The organism is Pseudomonas sp. BF-B-30 (assembly GCF_019956305.1).
GTDB lineage: Bacteria > Pseudomonadota > Gammaproteobacteria > Pseudomonadales > Pseudomonadaceae > Aquipseudomonas > Aquipseudomonas jessenii.
In genome coordinates this window covers 72,264-86,280 of the sequence record NZ_JAHBDG010000009.1, presented here as the reverse complement: position 1 = coordinate 86,280, position 14,017 = coordinate 72,264, and the positions used below count along the sequence as shown (strand labels likewise).

The window sequence follows — 14,017 nt, the reverse complement described above, 5'->3', positions numbered from 1 at the left end:
CAGGAATCGCAACGATGTCGCACACCGACACAGACACCTCTTCGGCCTTGCGGCCCGCCGCTCGGGTCATGGACCTGGAGCGGCTGGGCAGTCACTTTCAAAGCCGCTTGAGTTTCGTGCGCAGCAGCATGCGGCGGATGATGAACGAAAAGTGGCGAATCCAGCGCACCTGCTTCGACCTGGATGCCGAGGGCTTCGGTACGGCGATCTACCGCATCGACACCACCAGTGCCCACTATCACTGCGTGATTTTCTCCCTGTACCTGCCGCCGGAAAAGCGTAGCGACCGGGTCATCGCCGATCAGTGGGATGTCAGTTTTGTCCTGCTCGCCGGTGATGTCGATGAGCAGCAATTGGCTGACCTGCGGCGCAATGTGCCGTTGCAGGAAGCCGGGCGTTTTGATTCCCGAGTGCTGGTGCTGTCACGGGCCAACCGCAGCCTGCGCAACTTCGAACGCTTCCTCGAAGCGCTGGCCGAAGGTTGTCAACCAGACCCACGGCAACTGGCCGAGGTCGGCTACCTGTACCGCACCACCGCGGTGTACGGCAACGGCAAGTTCGGCATCGCCGACTTCAGTTGCCTGCAAGACACTGCGGACTTTACGCAACCCTTCAGCGCCCAGATGTTTACCGTGTACCTGCTGCGGCATTTCAGCATCGAGCAGATCGAACACATGGCCCGGGCGCGCAACCCGCAGCGGGCAGTAGGTCTGGACCCTGCCCTGCAGCGCTACCTTGGGGTCGGCAACTCCACTGGGCTGGGCATGGCGCCGTTCCTGATCAATCACCCGCAACTGGTCAACCAATGGCTGTGGGCCAGGGAAACCGCACTGGCACAGGTTGTGGCGCAAGCGGCTGACTTGCCTCATGCCCAACGCTTTCAGTCGTTGCTGCTACGGGCCCGTCGGCACTTGCAGCAAACCAGCACCGAGGACCAACGGCAAAGCGGCATCGACCAGCAGACGCTGGCCGATCTCGAACAACTGGCCGAGTGGTTCACGGGCCAGTCGGTCAACGCGGGGTTGTGGTCGCGCCTGCAAGCCTGGGCCGAAGTGAACGTCGGCGCCGGGTGCCAGGAACTGCTGGTCAGCCTGCTGCTGGAGTTGTACCCCGAACAGGTCGATCCGCTGGCCGAGCAGATGTCGGTCAACGAGGGGTTTCGCCTGAACGCCGAGATGCCATTGAGTGAGCTGTGCGATCTCATCGAGAGCGAGTACCGCTGGGCACTCGATTACAACTTGAGCGGCACCGAGGCCAACCACTTTTTCTGGTATCGCTCGGCGGAAAAGGAAGAACCACGCCTGGGCGAACGGGCCATGGAGCCAGGTGCCGAGAAAGAAATGCAGTTGGGGATCGCGCACAACATTCAACGTTGTCATCGCGCACTGCTTGCCTACCGTGAGCAACACCCACGGCAATTGACCGCGCACTTTCTGCTAGCGCTGCCGCAATTCAAAGGCACGGTCTGCCGCCTGCAAGGCATGGCCCGCTGCGCCTTCGGGGAGATCCGCGCAAACCTGATGGACCGCAGCATGCTGCCGATCCACTTGCTGCGCTGCAAGCTGGCGTTCTTCGGCGCCGGCAAGTTCGACCCCAAGTCCAGCCGCTGGGTGCGCATCACCTTGTTTCAGGGAGCACCGCTGGTCAGCGAGATCGGCCAGCCGTTCCCCGACGACTGGAATTTTGCCGTCATGCCTGAACTGACCAACGCTGCCGGAGCACTCTGAAATGCGTGTATCGCTCAATGAAATCCAGGTGATCTGCCGCAAGGCCTTCGAAGGCATCGGTTTTGCACCCGGTGATTGCGACGACGCCGCCGAGATGATCGCCAGGTTGCAACAACAAGGCCTCGACGGTATCGGCGCGCTGAAAAAGGCGTTGGATTTCCTTCACGATGAAGTCGATCGCCCTATCGAAACCTGCTACGAAGACGCCACGCAACTGACCCTTGATGCCTATGGCCAGAGCGTGTTGCGCTGCGCCGCCCAGGCAATCGAACTGGGCGTGGGCAAGGCCTTGCGCAGCGGCAGTGCGCTGATCCGCGTCCGCCATTGTCACAACCGCATTCTGCTGCTGGGTTACCTGGCGCGCTGTGCCGGACAAGGCCTGAATTTTTGTGTGTACTGGCGCGATGCCCGGCAGGAACTGGTGGCCACTTTCAGCGCCGGGAACACCAGCCCGGCCTTGCGGGTGTATGACCTGCCGCAACCGGCGCAGGGCGATGAGCAAAGCATCAACGTGCTGATTTCCAGACACTTCGCGCTGCTGCCACGCCTGAGTGCCGAAGACGCGGTCCCGACGTTTGAATTCAGTCAGTCAACACCCGCGGGCGGGCTGCAGGTCAATGATGAAGTCTGGGCCCAATTGAAAAAACTGGGTGAACGGGTGCTGGTGGAAAGCACTGAAGAATCCCGTCGCCGTGGAGCCGGTGAAGGCAGCGACGCCCGGTACACCCCTCAAACCCGCATCAGGAATCATCAATGAAACAGGCGATCAAGACCGACCTCTTTGCCTCGCGCGCGCCATTGGAATGGGCGGTTGTCGGCAACGGCACGCTGTACACCGCGCAAATCCCCATCGACCGCCAGGGCCAGGTGGTGAGCGGCGGCATCGAAGCGCAAACCCGGCAGACCCTGGACAACCTGCGCCATACGCTGCAAGCCGCCGGCAGCTCGCTGGACGCGGTCACCCAGGTGCTGGTCTACGTCACTGACCGCAGCTACCTGGCAACCGTGAATACCGTCTACCCCGAGTACTTCCAGGCGCCCTACCCTAACCGCGCCGCCATGGTCGTGGCGGGCCTGGCTCGGGAAGAAATGCTGGTGGAACTGGTGGTTTACGCCTGCATGGATTGATCGATTCAGGACCGCTTGCGGGTCATTGGTGTACACAAAACCTGTGGGAGCGAGCTTGCTCGCGATGGCGGTAGATCAGTCAACATCTCTGTTGCCTGAAAGGCCATCTTCGCGAGCAAGCCCGCTCCCACAGAAGTCCTACCCTTCGTCGGACATTTGGTTCCGGCAATAAACAGGTTCGCTCCCGCCGTGAACCTTGTCTCCAGACGCCGGTCCTACCCCAGCGTTTTTCCCTCTCCTATCGTCGTCATCTCATCCGAGTTGTCCGTCCATGCGCCAAACTGTCGTTGCCTTGCGCTTTTCTTCGCTGTGCCTGTTTTCCCTGCTCCCTGTTTTTGCAAGCCCCGCCCACGCCGATGGGCAACGGCAACTGGTAGACGCCATCAATGACTATCGCGCCCATCCGCAACGCTGCGACCGGCGGCCGACGCAACGCTTATCACCCCTGACGCTCAAGTCGAACCTGGCCCTGCCCGTTGGCTATGGCGGTGGGTTGCGGGACCGGTTAAAGGCTTCCGGCTATCAGGCCACCATGGTGAGGTCCATCCGCGTGGTGGGTGCACGGGATGCCGAAGAAGCCTTCGATATGTTCCAGGACGAGCACTGCGCTGCACTGCTCGACAATCAATACGCCGACATCGGCGTCAGCCGCGCTGGGAGTGAGTGGCAAGTGGTGCTGGCACGGCCGGTGCTCGACGGGAAAACCGGCGATCCACGCAGCGCCGCTCAGGCGTTGCTGGCGCAGGTCAACGCAGCCCGGGCCAAACCGCGACTGTGTGGTCGCCAGCGTTTCGCCGCCGCACGGCCGCTGTCCTGGAGTGCTGCCTTGGGCTCCGCAGCGCAAAGCCACAGCAAGGATATGGCCTACGGCAACTATTTCGCCCACCAGGACGCCGACGGTGACATGCCCTCCGACCGCGCCAGGGCCGCTGGCTACCGTGGCCGGCAGATCGGTGAAAACATCGCCGCCGGGCAAGGTTCACCCAGCAAGGCCATGGCCGGCTGGCTCGCCAGCCCCGGGCACTGCGCCAACCTGATGAACCCGATGTTCACCCAGGTCGGTGCCGCTTACGCCGCCAACGCGCGCAGCGACAACGGTGTTTACTGGACGATGCTGTTTGGCGCGCCTTGAGCCGCTGACCGGACCCACCTTGCGGGCATTAGAAAGCCCGCACTGAGCGGGCTTTGTGGGTGAATGTAACAAGTAGGTGGCCGGTGCTGGTCTCCGGCTTACAAGGTTTATCAGGCCTCCCACAAAAGAGTCGTGAAACTGTAATGGAACTCTTCTGCTTCACACGGCATAAGGGCTGGATCCCAGCGCGGGGATCTTTCTAACCGTGTACCCTTCGGAACGCGCCCCACGTCTCCTTGCTATCCTTTTGCGCATCAGTCTGCGTCTTCACCTACAGGTTTGAGGATAGCAAAACAGACACATTTGCCAACCGGGCTTTTAGACCGATTTCGACCAGCAGAAAACATGGCAGGACGGAAAAATACTATCGATCCACGGATGACTTTACATGGATGAGTTTCACCACGGCAGTTGCCTCTGCGGCGCCGTCAAATATCGCTTGTCGACCGAGCTGAAAGCCGTCACCCATTGCCATTGCAGCCAATGCCGAAAGGGCCATGGGGCTGCATTTGCAACCTATGCCAGCGCACCCGCCTCGGCGCTTGGCATCATGACCGGCGCAGATTCGCTGAAGACGTATGAATCGTCCAAGGGTGTCACACGGCAGTTCTGTTCTCACTGCGGATCTTCACTGTTCTGGACTGACTCGACAGGAGCGTTTTCCGAGTGGATTTCGATTGCCCTCGGTACGCTGGATACGGCGTTACGACCAAACAAGCAAAAACATGTTTTTGTCAGCTCGAAAGCGGATTGGTACGACATCAACGATCAGCATCCACGAACGGACTGAGTGGCTGGAGCGAGCTTGCTCGCGATGAGGTCAGCACATTCAACATTGATATCGACTGACCCACCGCTATCGCGAGCAAGCTCGCTCCCACAGTGATTTCGGTTGCTCGCAGATTTTGCGTACATCCACTAACTCTGTGGGAGCAAGCTTGCTCGCGATGGCGTCAAATCAGTCAACATTGATGTTGCCTGACACTCTGCATTCGCGAGCAGGCTCGCTCCCACAGTAATTTCGGTTGCTCGCAGATTTTGCGTACATCCACTAACCCTGTGGGAGCAAGCTTGCTCGCGATGGCGTCAAATCAGTCAACATTGATGTTGCCTGACACTCTGCATTCGCGAGCAGGCTCGCTCCCACAGTGATTTCGGTTGCTCGCAGATTTTGCGTACATCCACTAACCCTGTGGGAGCGAGCTTGCTCGCGATGGCGTCAAATCAGTCAACATTGATGTTGCCTGACACTCTGCATTCGCGAGCAGGCTCGCTCCCACACAGGTTGCACTTGGCAAGCCGGCCACACTCAGGCAGGCCGGCGCACCACCCTCACCTTGCCGCTATCGCCGCCACCGCAGAACAACCGCTCGCCACCATCGGACTCCAGCCCCGACACGCCCACGCCTTCGGGCATTTTCAGGCTCTGCAGCACTTCGCCCGTTTGTGGATCGATCCGGCGCAGCTCGCTTTCATCGCCTTCCCACGTACCGTGCCACAGTGCGCCGTCCACCCAGGTCACGCCGGTGACGAAACGGTTGGATTCGATGGTGCGCAGGATCTTGCCGTTCTCGGGGTCGATCTGGTGGATCTTGCGTTCGCGGTACTGGCCCACCCACAACGTCCCTTCGGCCCAGGTCAGCCCCGAATCGGCGCCTGCGCCGGGAGCAGGAATCGTCGAAAGGATGCGACCGGTGCGGGGGTCGATCTTGTGGATGCGGTCTTCGGCGATCTGGAACAGGTGCTCCCCGTCAAACGCGGTGCCGGCATGGGCAGCGACATCGATCGAGCTCAGAACCTTGCCGCTTTCCGGGTCCAGGGCGTTGATTTTGCTGTTGCATGCGAACCAGACCTTTTCGCCGTCCCAGGTGACGCCGCACACGTGGTCGACATCGGCAAACGGGCCATATTCACGAATGATTTCAGCAGTTGCGTGTTTCATCTGGCATTCCTCGATGGGGTTGGTGCCGTTCATCCTAGCCACCGGGCAGCGGTGCCGGGAGTAACAAGGTCGTCGCGAATCCCGGCACGGGCGGCGTCATCCAGCGCCGCGCGCGACCACGGCCAAACCACTGCACCTTGCCCTGCTCCGCCAGCTTATCGAGCGCCCGTTGCACCGTGCGCTGGCTGGTACCCAGCGCCAGTGCCAGGGCGGAACTGGACCACGACTCGCCATCGGCGAGGCAGGCAAACACCGCGGCAAACTTTTCCTCGACCGGTTGCGCCAGCGTCACCACCTGCGTACACACCGGCGATTGCAGGGCATAACCGCGCGCTGTCGCGATAACGCCGGCCAACGGCTTGAGTGCTTTACGCAGCCTGCCGATTTCCACGCGAAGCCGGGCGCGATGGGATTCATCCGAAAGCTTCAGACGGAACGCCCGGGCGATCAACACTTCCCGCTCAACGTCGGCAGGCCACGCCTCGGCCAACGCACGGGCGAGCACGAACAGGATCGGCCGCGTCGCGAGCGACACCGACATGCCACAACCGCGCACAACGTACCGGCAGGCATCCACCACCAGTGACGTTGAACAGAACAACGCATCAACATCATCGAGCAACAGCGGCCGTACTTCACCCTGGGCAATCAGGCGTGCCGCGGGGGCATCGAGCAGATACACAGCGTGTTGGACCTCAGCCATCAGGGCGGCAATCCCGGCTTGACCGGCAGCCTGCCCGGCCCTGTTCAACGCCTCCCGCGCCGCGTGCGATTGCAGGCGCCGAATGGCAATCCCCGCCAGCACCAGTTCATGGGTTGCCCGCAAGGCCGGTGGCAATGGGCCGGGGTCGAGTCCGGCCAATAACTGCTGCGCCTCGTCGAGCTGGCCGATCAACAGCAGACGGCGGATTTGCAGATAACGCGCATGGGCGGCATTGACCCGGTCACCGTGGTGTTCAAGGGTGACCCGCGCCGTTTCGAGCGCCTTGACCGGCCACCCAAGCTCCCGCGAAGCCAGGGCGATTTCGGCCTCAGCCACCACACATCGCGCCCGGGCCAGCACTTCCTTGGGCGCAAAGGCCCGTTGCGCCCGCTTGACCAGCGCCCTGGCCCGCACCAGATCGCCCAGTTGCGCCATGGCGATACCGCGCAGGGCCAAGGCCGGCGCATCGTCGCGCAAGGCCACGCGGTCCAGTGCGCCCAGCGGATTGCCCGCCGCCAGCGCCTGTGCAGCTGCCGCGATCATCGAGTCCATCGAAATCCCGCCACGCTTGTCACTCCCATCATTCGATACCCGGGTTTAGTCTAAATCACGAGCTTTCACCAGGAGCGTACAACGATGAACACCCACAAAACCGCGACCCGGGAACAATGACTGGCGGCACGTTTGCAACTGCTTGAAGCGGAAAAGGCACTGACCCGACGCAGCGATGATGTGGCCAGGCAACGCCAGGCATTGCCATGGTTTCGCCTCGACAAGACGTACCGCTTCGATACCGACAACGGCAGCGCCACCCTGGCCGAACTCTTTCAAGGGCGCTCGCAACTGCTGGTCTACCACTTCATGTTCGGCCCCGACTACACGGCCGGCTGCCCTTCCTGCTCAGCCATCGCCGATGGCTTCGACCCCGTCGTCGTCCACCTGGCGAACCACGACGTGACCCTGATGGCGATATCCCGCGCACCCTTGGCGAAACTGCAGGCCTACAAGCGCCGAATGGGCTGGACCTTCCCGTGGGCCTCGGCCGCCGATAGCGACTTCACCGCCGACTTCAATGTCTACTTCACCGAAGCGCAGCAGCGCGAAGGCTTGGTCGAATACAACTACCAGCGCGGCGGCCATGCCATGGACGCCAGCCAGATCCCGGAACCGGTGAAACAGTTCGCCGCGACCTGTGGCACCGATGCGCCGACCTATACCCGCGACAGGCCGGGGTTGAGTACGTTTGTGCTGGAGGACGGCGAGATTTATCACACCTACTCCACCTACGCGCGGGGCCTGGACGGATTGTGGAGCATGTACCAATGGCTCGACCGCGCGCCCAAGGGACGCAATGAAACGGGGCCTTGGTGGCGTCGGCATGATGAGTACAGGTGAGCGCCCGCGGTGTCGCTGACCGCCGATGAAAACGTCCGCCAGTTTGTCCATTAGCACGAGCTTGGTCTGCGTCGGCTCAGCGGCCGCTGGCGCACTGGCTTTCGTCGGCAGTCTGGTCGGGTTTGTCAACCTGGTGGGCCAGGTCTATCCACTCTTTGGCTACCTGGGCTTTTTGCTGATTGGCGCAGTGGTCGTTGGCTGGTTACGCGTAGGACGCCTGGCCCAGGCTTAATCAGTCGATAGTGGCGTGCTGGGCAAAAAAACGATCAGTGCGACCATGACCATCAACGGAATCGGCAGGCCGTACGGGGCGATACTCATGCCAGCGGCCCAAATAGACTGTCAGCGTCCAGAGCAAACCGGTGCTGGCGTTGGCGGTCACAGATCCCGCCCCAAATATTGTTGATCGATCAGAATCAGTGCCAGGCAGATCTGCAAATGGAGCACCGTTGCGCGGAGAACGTATATGGCACAAAGTTTCCTTCCTAACTCAATCGCTGAGGCCTCATGATCCGCGACTTTCGAAACGTTGACCTAGAGCCCGTATTGGACATTTGGCTACGAGCGTCAATCCAGGCGCATCACTTCATAGCCGCCGAATTCTGGCGTAGCCAGCTTGCTGCTATGCGTGAGGTCTACCTACCCGGCGCCATGTCCCGAGTGTTTGAGGCAGACGGGACGGTAGTAGGATTCTGCTCTGTATATGGAGACACACTTGCGGCGCTATTCGTATCGCCTGAGCGTCAGGGGGACGGTATAGGTACGCAGCTTCTCGCGGACGCCATGGCATCCAGGTCAACTCTACAGCTGACTGTGTATTCAGCGAATGCGCCTAGCATCCATTTCTATGAGAACCAGGGCTTTGTAGTTCTCAATGAACAACTGGACGCGCACACTGGCCACCTTGAGAAGGTGATGCGCTGGGTCGCCTAATCTGACTAATGTAGCTACAGGCGAAAGGAAAACGACAGGTCGCGCTAGCTTCAGCGTAAACGTCTGCCCAACTGACCTTGCGTTGTTAAGGGCCCGTAATTTTCGATGGGAAGACAGACAAGGAGCAATCAACAGCTGGCGCAAACCCGGCGGGTACTCCGTACCAGTCTCCGGATGTTTTCTTCGAGGACAAACAAACCCCCTACTTGCGTACGCAGATAGGCGACGCGATCCCCGGCTTGCACATAGCAGACACCGGCATCCACAACGGCGACACGCCCAGCGCCTTCCAGCCCAAGCCCGGATGGTAACGCAATGGGCACCGCTCCCTTACGTTGGGTAACGTCGAGGAAGTTGACACCAATAGCTTTTTGCTCGAGCCAAACCTCGCCTTGCGCCGATGAAGATCAGCAGCTCCAAAAGCGATTCGGTCCATTGCCTGCGTCGTAACTCGACATAAGCTTAGTGGGTAGCCATCCAGGTAACACTCATTCCTGATGCCATCGCTTAGCGCCAAGGTGAGCGCGAACAAATTCCTTACATGTTTTTACATCTTCGAACGCGGCGTACAACGTCAACTTACATCGCCTTCCAATAATCGGCATCGGAATAATAAAAAGACCGATTACATGGAGAGTTTCAAATGCCCTTTACTCGTACTGTTCTAGCGTTGTCCCTCGGCCTGTTTTTTTTGCAGAGCCAGGCCCAGGCGGCGCCGCCGCTTTCGCTTACTAACGGCAACTCCGAGCTGACTGCGCAAATCAGTAATGCCTGGATTGAAATCAACAAGACCGCGTTAGAGCACAATATCCGAGCCCTGCAAGTGGAGCTGGCCGGCAAGTCGAAACTCTGTGCGGTACTAAAAGCCGACGCTTATGGTCATGGTATCGGGTTGGTGATGCCTTCGGTGATCGCGCTCGGTGTACCGTGTGTGGCGGTCGCCAGTAACGAAGAGGCGCGAGTGGTTCGCGAAAGCGGCTTTAAAGGTCAGTTAATCCGTGTTCGCACCGCTTCCTTAGGGGAGCTGGAAAATGCTCTGCAGTACAACATCGAGGAACTGGTTGGCAACCTCGATTTCGCCCGCCAGGCGGCCGATCTTGCACATAAACACGGTCGCAAACTGCAGGTGCACATCGGCCTCAACTCAAGCGGCATGAGCCGTAACGGCGTGGAAATGGCCACCGAACAGGGCAAGAAAGACGCCGTGGCAATCACAAAGGTACCGAATCTGGAAGTGGTCGCAATCATGACCCACTTCGCGGTGGAGGATAAGGACGACGTACGCAAGGGCCTGGCAACCTTCAACGAACAAGCGGCTTGGCTGATGGACGTGGCCCAGCTCGATCGCAAGAAAATCACCCTGCACGCGGCCAACTCCTTCGCCACCCTGGAAGTACCCGAATCGCGCCTGGACATGGTGCGCACGGGCGGCGCGTTGTTTGGCGATACCGTCATTTCGCGCACTGAATATCGGCGCGTGATGCAATTCAAGTCGCATGTGGCCTCGGTCAATAACTATCCCGCTGGAAACACAGTGGGTTACGACCGCACCTTCACCCTGACACGTGATTCGAAACTCGCCAACATCACGGTCGGTTACTCCGATGGGTATCGCCGCGTGTTCACCAATAAAGGTGTGGTATTGATCAATGGACATCGCGTGCCGGTGGTGGGCAAGGTTTCGATGAACACCGTGATGGTCGATGTCTCGGATGCACCCGACGTCAAGGCAGGTGATGAAGTAGTGCTGTTCGGCAAGCAAGGCGCAAACGAAGTCAGCCAGGCTGAAGTCGAAGAGATCAACGGTGCGCTTCTGGCCGACCTCTACACCGTCTGGGGCAGTGCCAACCCGAAAATACTGGTCGAGAAGTAATCCCACCACCATCGTAAATTACCGGGCCCGCTCATTCGTGCACCGTTTTGCCAAGCGCGGAAAAGCTCAAATGTATGGCAGGGACCGACAGGAGAGAGGTCGCATTCTCTTGTCGGAAGGTGACCATTATGTTTTTTTCCGCGCTGACTCAACGTATCGCCGATGTCGGCGCAGTCGCCTGAGATATTCACTACTGCGCCATGGCGTTTGATCTCGCCTGCCCTCGGCGTTCAGAAGCGAAAGCGCAACTTATCTGTCGTGCAGATGCTTTTTCAAGAATGACCGGGTTCGTTCGTGGACGGGGTTTTGCAGGATCTCTTGCGGCGCCCCCTCCTCTACTACAACCCCGCCGTCCATAAAGACAATCCGGTCTGCCACTTCGCCGGCAAAGCGCATTTCATGAGTGACGATCAACATCGTCATGTGCTCCGCAGCGAGTTGCTTCATGACCAGGTTGACCTCTTCGACAAGCTCGGGGTCCAGTGCCGATGTAGCCTCATCGAACAGCATGACTTTTGGTTGCATCGCCAGTGCCCTTGCTATGGCAACGCGCTGCTTCTGTCCGCCCGACAGGCGAGAAGGATACTCATCGAACTTGTTGGCCAAGCCAACTTTTGACAAGTATTCCATTGCCAACTCGCGAGATGCTTTTTTTGTAAGGCCCTTGAGTTTTATCGGACCAAGAGCGATGTTTTCATACACGGTCAAATGCGGAAATAGATTGAAGTGTTGAAATACCATACCCATCTGCTGACGCACAGCATTTATATGCTGTTCAAACGCACGACCTTTCAATGGCCGATTGACTTGCTCACCCTCTAACCATATCTCGCCATCGTCAAGCACCTCCAGGTGGTTGATTGACCGCAGAAGCGTGCTTTTGCCAGATCCACTTGGGCCGATGATGGCGACAATTTGTCCGCGAGATATGGAAAGATCGATTCCCTTGAGTACTTCAAGTGCTCCGTAAGCCTTGCGAGCGCCCTTCACCTCAACCATGAATGCCTTGCTGATCATCGTGACATCTCTACCTTGTTTTCGAGAAGATGCAGACCGGCTTCGAGAACTAGATTGGCTGCATAATAAATAACCGCGACAGTCAGATAAAACTCAAACGGGCTATAGGTCTCGCTCACGGCAAGTTGTGCGCTGTACACCAACTCGGCAATACCGATTATGGAAACCAGAGAGGTGTCCTTCAACAGGACAATCAGATTGTTTCCCAGCGGCGCAATAGTCCTGCGAAGCGCCTGCGGTACGATGATGTAACGCTGAGTCTGTCCGCGACTGAGACCAATGGAGCGGGCACCTTCAATCTGACCAGGGTCCACCGATACCACACCGGCACGAATAACGTCGGCATTGTAGACGGCAAAGTGCAAACTGAGGCCTATGATGCCTGCCACCAGGGCAGGAATATCAATCCCCACTTGTACAAGACCATAATAAATCAAGTACAACTGAAGAAGCAGTGGAGTGCCCATGAGCAACCACGTCATAAAACGCACGGGCAGCGCCAGGATCCTGGGCGCATAAAGAACGATGAGTGCAAAGGCTACCCCTGTCATCAAACTCAATATGCTGGAACTTACAAACATCACAACCGTCCACCAAAGACCGGTCGCAAGTAGCTCGGAATAGGGTGTAACTATACTAAGATCCAGGCTTTGCATCTGAATGCTCTCACCTTGCCGCGAAGCGATTATCGAGATAGTCAACAACAAATCTGACCGAGTAGACCATCACGATGTAAAGCAGTGCCGACACCATGAAAATCTCAAAAGGTTTGTACGTTGAACTGATAAAGCGTTGCGCTGTATATGAAAGCTCAACAACAGAGATCGTCGACACCAGTGCAGAACCTTTGATAAGAGCGACAGCGTTCACTCCCAGCGGCCTGATCATCAACTTTGCAGCTTGTGGCAGCGTGATAAACCATAAGGTCTGGCCACGCCCGAAACCAATCGAACGTGCAGCTTCTTCCTGGCCTGGGTCAACGTTGGTGATAGCGCCACGAATGGATTCCGCCATGTAGGCAGCGATGTTCAGGCCCAAGCCGATTACCCCTGCGGCAAACGGCTCCAGTTCAATTCCGATCTGCGGCCCACCAAAGTAAATGATGAACAGCTGAACCAGGCAGGGAGTGCCGCGAAAAACGCTTATGTAGAGTCTTGCAAGGTATCGAAATGCGAGAACAGTGGACAACCGGGCAGCAACCAGCACGATTGCGACCAGAAAACCAAGCAGAAGAGCAAGTACAGAGATTTGCACCGTAATCCAGGCCGCCTCCAGGAAAAACGGGAATGTGCGTTGTATGAGAGTCAGATCCATGGGAACGCTCGGAAAAGTCGGATTGGCTGGCCCGACGACAAGTCGGGCCATGCTGAACATGAATCAGCGGATATCGTTGCCAATCCACTTCATCGAGATCTTTTCGTAGGTGCCATCGGCGAGCATGTCTTCAAGCGCCTTCTGCATGGTCGCCTTGAGCTCAGGGTTATTCTTGCGCAGGGCAATGCCCATGCCTTCAATGCCGCCATCTCTATCCGGTGGAGTAATGATGCGAACCTTCTGCCCTGTTTCTTTGACGGCGACCAACACCGGGACACTGTCCATCACTATCGCATCGATGCGCCCGGCCTCCAGGTCGACAAGCATTTCGGGAAGACCTTTGTACGTTCTCACCTTCAGGTTGCCGCGGGCCCTGGCCCATTTATCGTGTGCATCCCCAAGGGTAACGCCGACAACAACATCTTTAAGATCATCAAGACTTTTGATCGAAGAGTTGTCCTTCACTACGATCGTTCGGCCAGCGTGGTAATAAGGCCCAACAAAATCCACTGCTTTCTGGCGTTCCGGGGTAATGGTCATCGAAGCGATGATGGCGTCATATTTCTTCGCGAGAAGTCCTGCAATTATCCCGTCGAATGGCGTCGTGATGATCGTCACCTTTACCCCCATCCGCTCAGCCAGCGCCTCGCTGATGGAGGCGTCGAATCCGACGATCTGGTTCTGCTCGTTTGCAAAGCTGAAGGGAGAGTATTGACCGCTCATCGCGATACGGATCTCTTTGGAATCCTGGATCGACTTCAAATCATCAGCATGAACAGCTGAAGTGGAAAGTAGCGCCGCTGCCGCCACGGTAGAAGCGACAATCAAACCCTTGAGCTTTTTAGTTAGCATT

General features: G+C 58.2%; 15 protein-coding genes and 1 pseudogene. 9 read left to right on the top strand and 7 right to left on the bottom strand.

Annotated features, from left to right (window positions below):
* The first annotated feature begins 14 nt into the window (after positions 1-14).
* The 5 genes from KGB29_RS05845 to KGB29_RS05825 all read left to right on the top strand — a co-directional run bounded on the left by KGB29_RS05845 (position 15) and on the right by KGB29_RS05825 (position 4,777).
* A complete protein-coding gene (locus KGB29_RS05845; protein ID WP_150814601.1) occupies positions 15-1,727 on the top strand; it encodes a hypothetical protein in 1,713 nt (570 codons plus the stop codon).
* A 1-nt stretch (position 1,728) separates the two neighbouring features.
* On the top strand, positions 1,729-2,484 hold the full coding sequence (locus tag KGB29_RS05840; protein WP_150814602.1) for a DUF3726 domain-containing protein: 756 nt from the start codon (positions 1,729-1,731) through the stop codon (positions 2,482-2,484).
* Entirely contained in the window at positions 2,481-2,855 is a 375-nt protein-coding gene (locus KGB29_RS05835; protein WP_150814603.1) for a RidA family protein, read from the top strand. Before KGB29_RS05840 ends, KGB29_RS05835 begins: the two co-directional genes overlap by 4 nt.
* A gap of 271 nt (positions 2,856-3,126) precedes the next feature.
* The gene (locus KGB29_RS05830; RefSeq protein ID WP_150814604.1) at positions 3,127-3,987 is read left to right on the top strand and encodes a CAP domain-containing protein; all 861 of its coding nucleotides are present in this window, start codon (positions 3,127-3,129) and stop codon (positions 3,985-3,987) included.
* 388 nt (positions 3,988-4,375) lie between these two features.
* A complete protein-coding gene (locus KGB29_RS05825; RefSeq protein WP_150814605.1) occupies positions 4,376-4,777 on the top strand; it encodes a GFA family protein in 402 nt (133 codons plus the stop codon).
* A gap of 519 nt (positions 4,778-5,296) precedes the next feature.
* Here KGB29_RS05825 and KGB29_RS05820 read toward each other — a convergent pair.
* Positions 5,297-5,929 carry a glutaminyl-peptide cyclotransferase gene (locus tag KGB29_RS05820; protein WP_150814606.1) on the bottom strand — a complete coding sequence of 211 codons (633 nt, stop codon included), beginning with the start codon at positions 5,927-5,929 and terminating at the stop codon, positions 5,297-5,299.
* 34 nt (positions 5,930-5,963) lie between these two features.
* Positions 5,964-7,184, bottom strand: a complete 1,221-nt coding sequence (locus KGB29_RS05815; RefSeq protein WP_150814607.1) for a helix-turn-helix domain-containing protein — start codon at positions 7,182-7,184, stop codon at positions 5,964-5,966.
* Positions 7,185-7,304: 120 nt separating this feature from the next.
* Here KGB29_RS05815 and KGB29_RS05810 point away from each other — a divergent pair, with 120 nt between their 5' ends.
* The 3 genes from KGB29_RS05810 (at position 7,305) to KGB29_RS05800 (ending at position 8,960) form a co-directional block, all read left to right on the top strand.
* On the top strand, positions 7,305-8,027 hold the full coding sequence (locus KGB29_RS05810; RefSeq protein ID WP_371319472.1) for a DUF899 domain-containing protein: 723 nt from the start codon (positions 7,305-7,307) through the stop codon (positions 8,025-8,027).
* Positions 8,028-8,052: 25 nt separating this feature from the next.
* A complete protein-coding gene (locus KGB29_RS05805; RefSeq protein ID WP_150814608.1) occupies positions 8,053-8,259 on the top strand; it encodes a hypothetical protein in 207 nt (68 codons plus the stop codon).
* Positions 8,260-8,534: 275 nt separating this feature from the next.
* A complete protein-coding gene (locus KGB29_RS05800) occupies positions 8,535-8,960 on the top strand; it encodes an N-acetyltransferase (protein ID WP_150814609.1) in 426 nt (141 codons plus the stop codon).
* Positions 8,961-9,160: 200 nt separating this feature from the next.
* Here the strand turns inward: KGB29_RS05800 and KGB29_RS05795 are convergent.
* Positions 9,161-9,352, bottom strand: a pseudogene (locus KGB29_RS05795) (alcohol dehydrogenase catalytic domain-containing protein); the annotation flags it as partial.
* 251 nt (positions 9,353-9,603) lie between these two features.
* On the opposite strand from KGB29_RS05795, the gene alr reads away from it, so the two are divergent.
* A complete protein-coding gene (gene alr / locus KGB29_RS05790; RefSeq protein ID WP_150814610.1) occupies positions 9,604-10,833 on the top strand; it encodes an alanine racemase in 1,230 nt (409 codons plus the stop codon).
* Positions 10,834-11,082: 249 nt separating this feature from the next.
* Here alr and KGB29_RS05785 read toward each other — a convergent pair whose 3' ends face one another.
* The 4 genes from KGB29_RS05785 to KGB29_RS05770 form a co-directional block, all read right to left on the bottom strand.
* Complete coding sequence (locus KGB29_RS05785) at positions 11,083-11,850, bottom strand: amino acid ABC transporter ATP-binding protein (RefSeq protein WP_150814611.1); 768 nt, start codon at positions 11,848-11,850, stop codon at positions 11,083-11,085.
* Positions 11,847-12,506: an amino acid ABC transporter permease gene (locus KGB29_RS05780; RefSeq protein ID WP_150814612.1), complete on the bottom strand. Its 660-nt coding sequence runs from the start codon at positions 12,504-12,506 to the stop codon at positions 11,847-11,849. The genes KGB29_RS05785 and KGB29_RS05780 overlap by 4 nt, the downstream gene beginning before the upstream one ends.
* Before the next feature lie 10 nt (positions 12,507-12,516).
* Positions 12,517-13,164, bottom strand: coding sequence for an amino acid ABC transporter permease (locus tag KGB29_RS05775; RefSeq protein WP_102671893.1), 648 nt, complete (start codon positions 13,162-13,164; stop codon positions 12,517-12,519).
* A gap of 63 nt (positions 13,165-13,227) precedes the next feature.
* Positions 13,228-14,016 carry an ABC transporter substrate-binding protein gene (locus KGB29_RS05770; RefSeq protein WP_150814613.1) on the bottom strand — a complete coding sequence of 263 codons (789 nt, stop codon included), beginning with the start codon at positions 14,014-14,016 and terminating at the stop codon, positions 13,228-13,230.
* Between the last annotated feature and the right edge of the window lies 1 nt (position 14,017).

Excerpts from the sequence above, each read along its gene's own strand:
- KGB29_RS05845 (WP_150814601.1), top strand. The coding sequence starts at position 15 with ATGTCGCACACCGACACAGACACCTCTTCGGCCTTGCGGCCCGCCGCT.
- KGB29_RS05840 (WP_150814602.1), top strand. The coding sequence starts at position 1,729 with ATGCGTGTATCGCTCAATGAAATCCAGGTGATCTGCCGCAAGGCCTTC.
- KGB29_RS05835 (WP_150814603.1), top strand. The coding sequence starts at position 2,481 with ATGAAACAGGCGATCAAGACCGACCTCTTTGCCTCGCGCGCGCCATTG.
- KGB29_RS05830 (WP_150814604.1), top strand. The coding sequence starts at position 3,127 with ATGCGCCAAACTGTCGTTGCCTTGCGCTTTTCTTCGCTGTGCCTGTTT.
- KGB29_RS05825 (WP_150814605.1), top strand. The coding sequence starts at position 4,376 with ATGGATGAGTTTCACCACGGCAGTTGCCTCTGCGGCGCCGTCAAATAT.
- KGB29_RS05820 (WP_150814606.1), bottom strand. The coding sequence starts at position 5,929 with ATGAAACACGCAACTGCTGAAATCATTCGTGAATATGGCCCGTTTGCC.
- KGB29_RS05815 (WP_150814607.1), bottom strand. The coding sequence starts at position 7,184 with ATGGACTCGATGATCGCGGCAGCTGCACAGGCGCTGGCGGCGGGCAAT.
- KGB29_RS05805 (WP_150814608.1), top strand. The coding sequence starts at position 8,053 with ATGAAAACGTCCGCCAGTTTGTCCATTAGCACGAGCTTGGTCTGCGTC.
- KGB29_RS05800 (WP_150814609.1), top strand. The coding sequence starts at position 8,535 with ATGATCCGCGACTTTCGAAACGTTGACCTAGAGCCCGTATTGGACATT.
- alr (WP_150814610.1), top strand. The coding sequence starts at position 9,604 with ATGCCCTTTACTCGTACTGTTCTAGCGTTGTCCCTCGGCCTGTTTTTT.
- KGB29_RS05785 (WP_150814611.1), bottom strand. The coding sequence starts at position 11,850 with ATGATCAGCAAGGCATTCATGGTTGAGGTGAAGGGCGCTCGCAAGGCT.
- KGB29_RS05780 (WP_150814612.1), bottom strand. The coding sequence starts at position 12,506 with ATGCAAAGCCTGGATCTTAGTATAGTTACACCCTATTCCGAGCTACTT.
- KGB29_RS05775 (WP_102671893.1), bottom strand. The coding sequence starts at position 13,164 with ATGGATCTGACTCTCATACAACGCACATTCCCGTTTTTCCTGGAGGCG.
- KGB29_RS05770 (WP_150814613.1), bottom strand. The coding sequence starts at position 14,016 with ATGCTAACTAAAAAGCTCAAGGGTTTGATTGTCGCTTCTACCGTGGCG.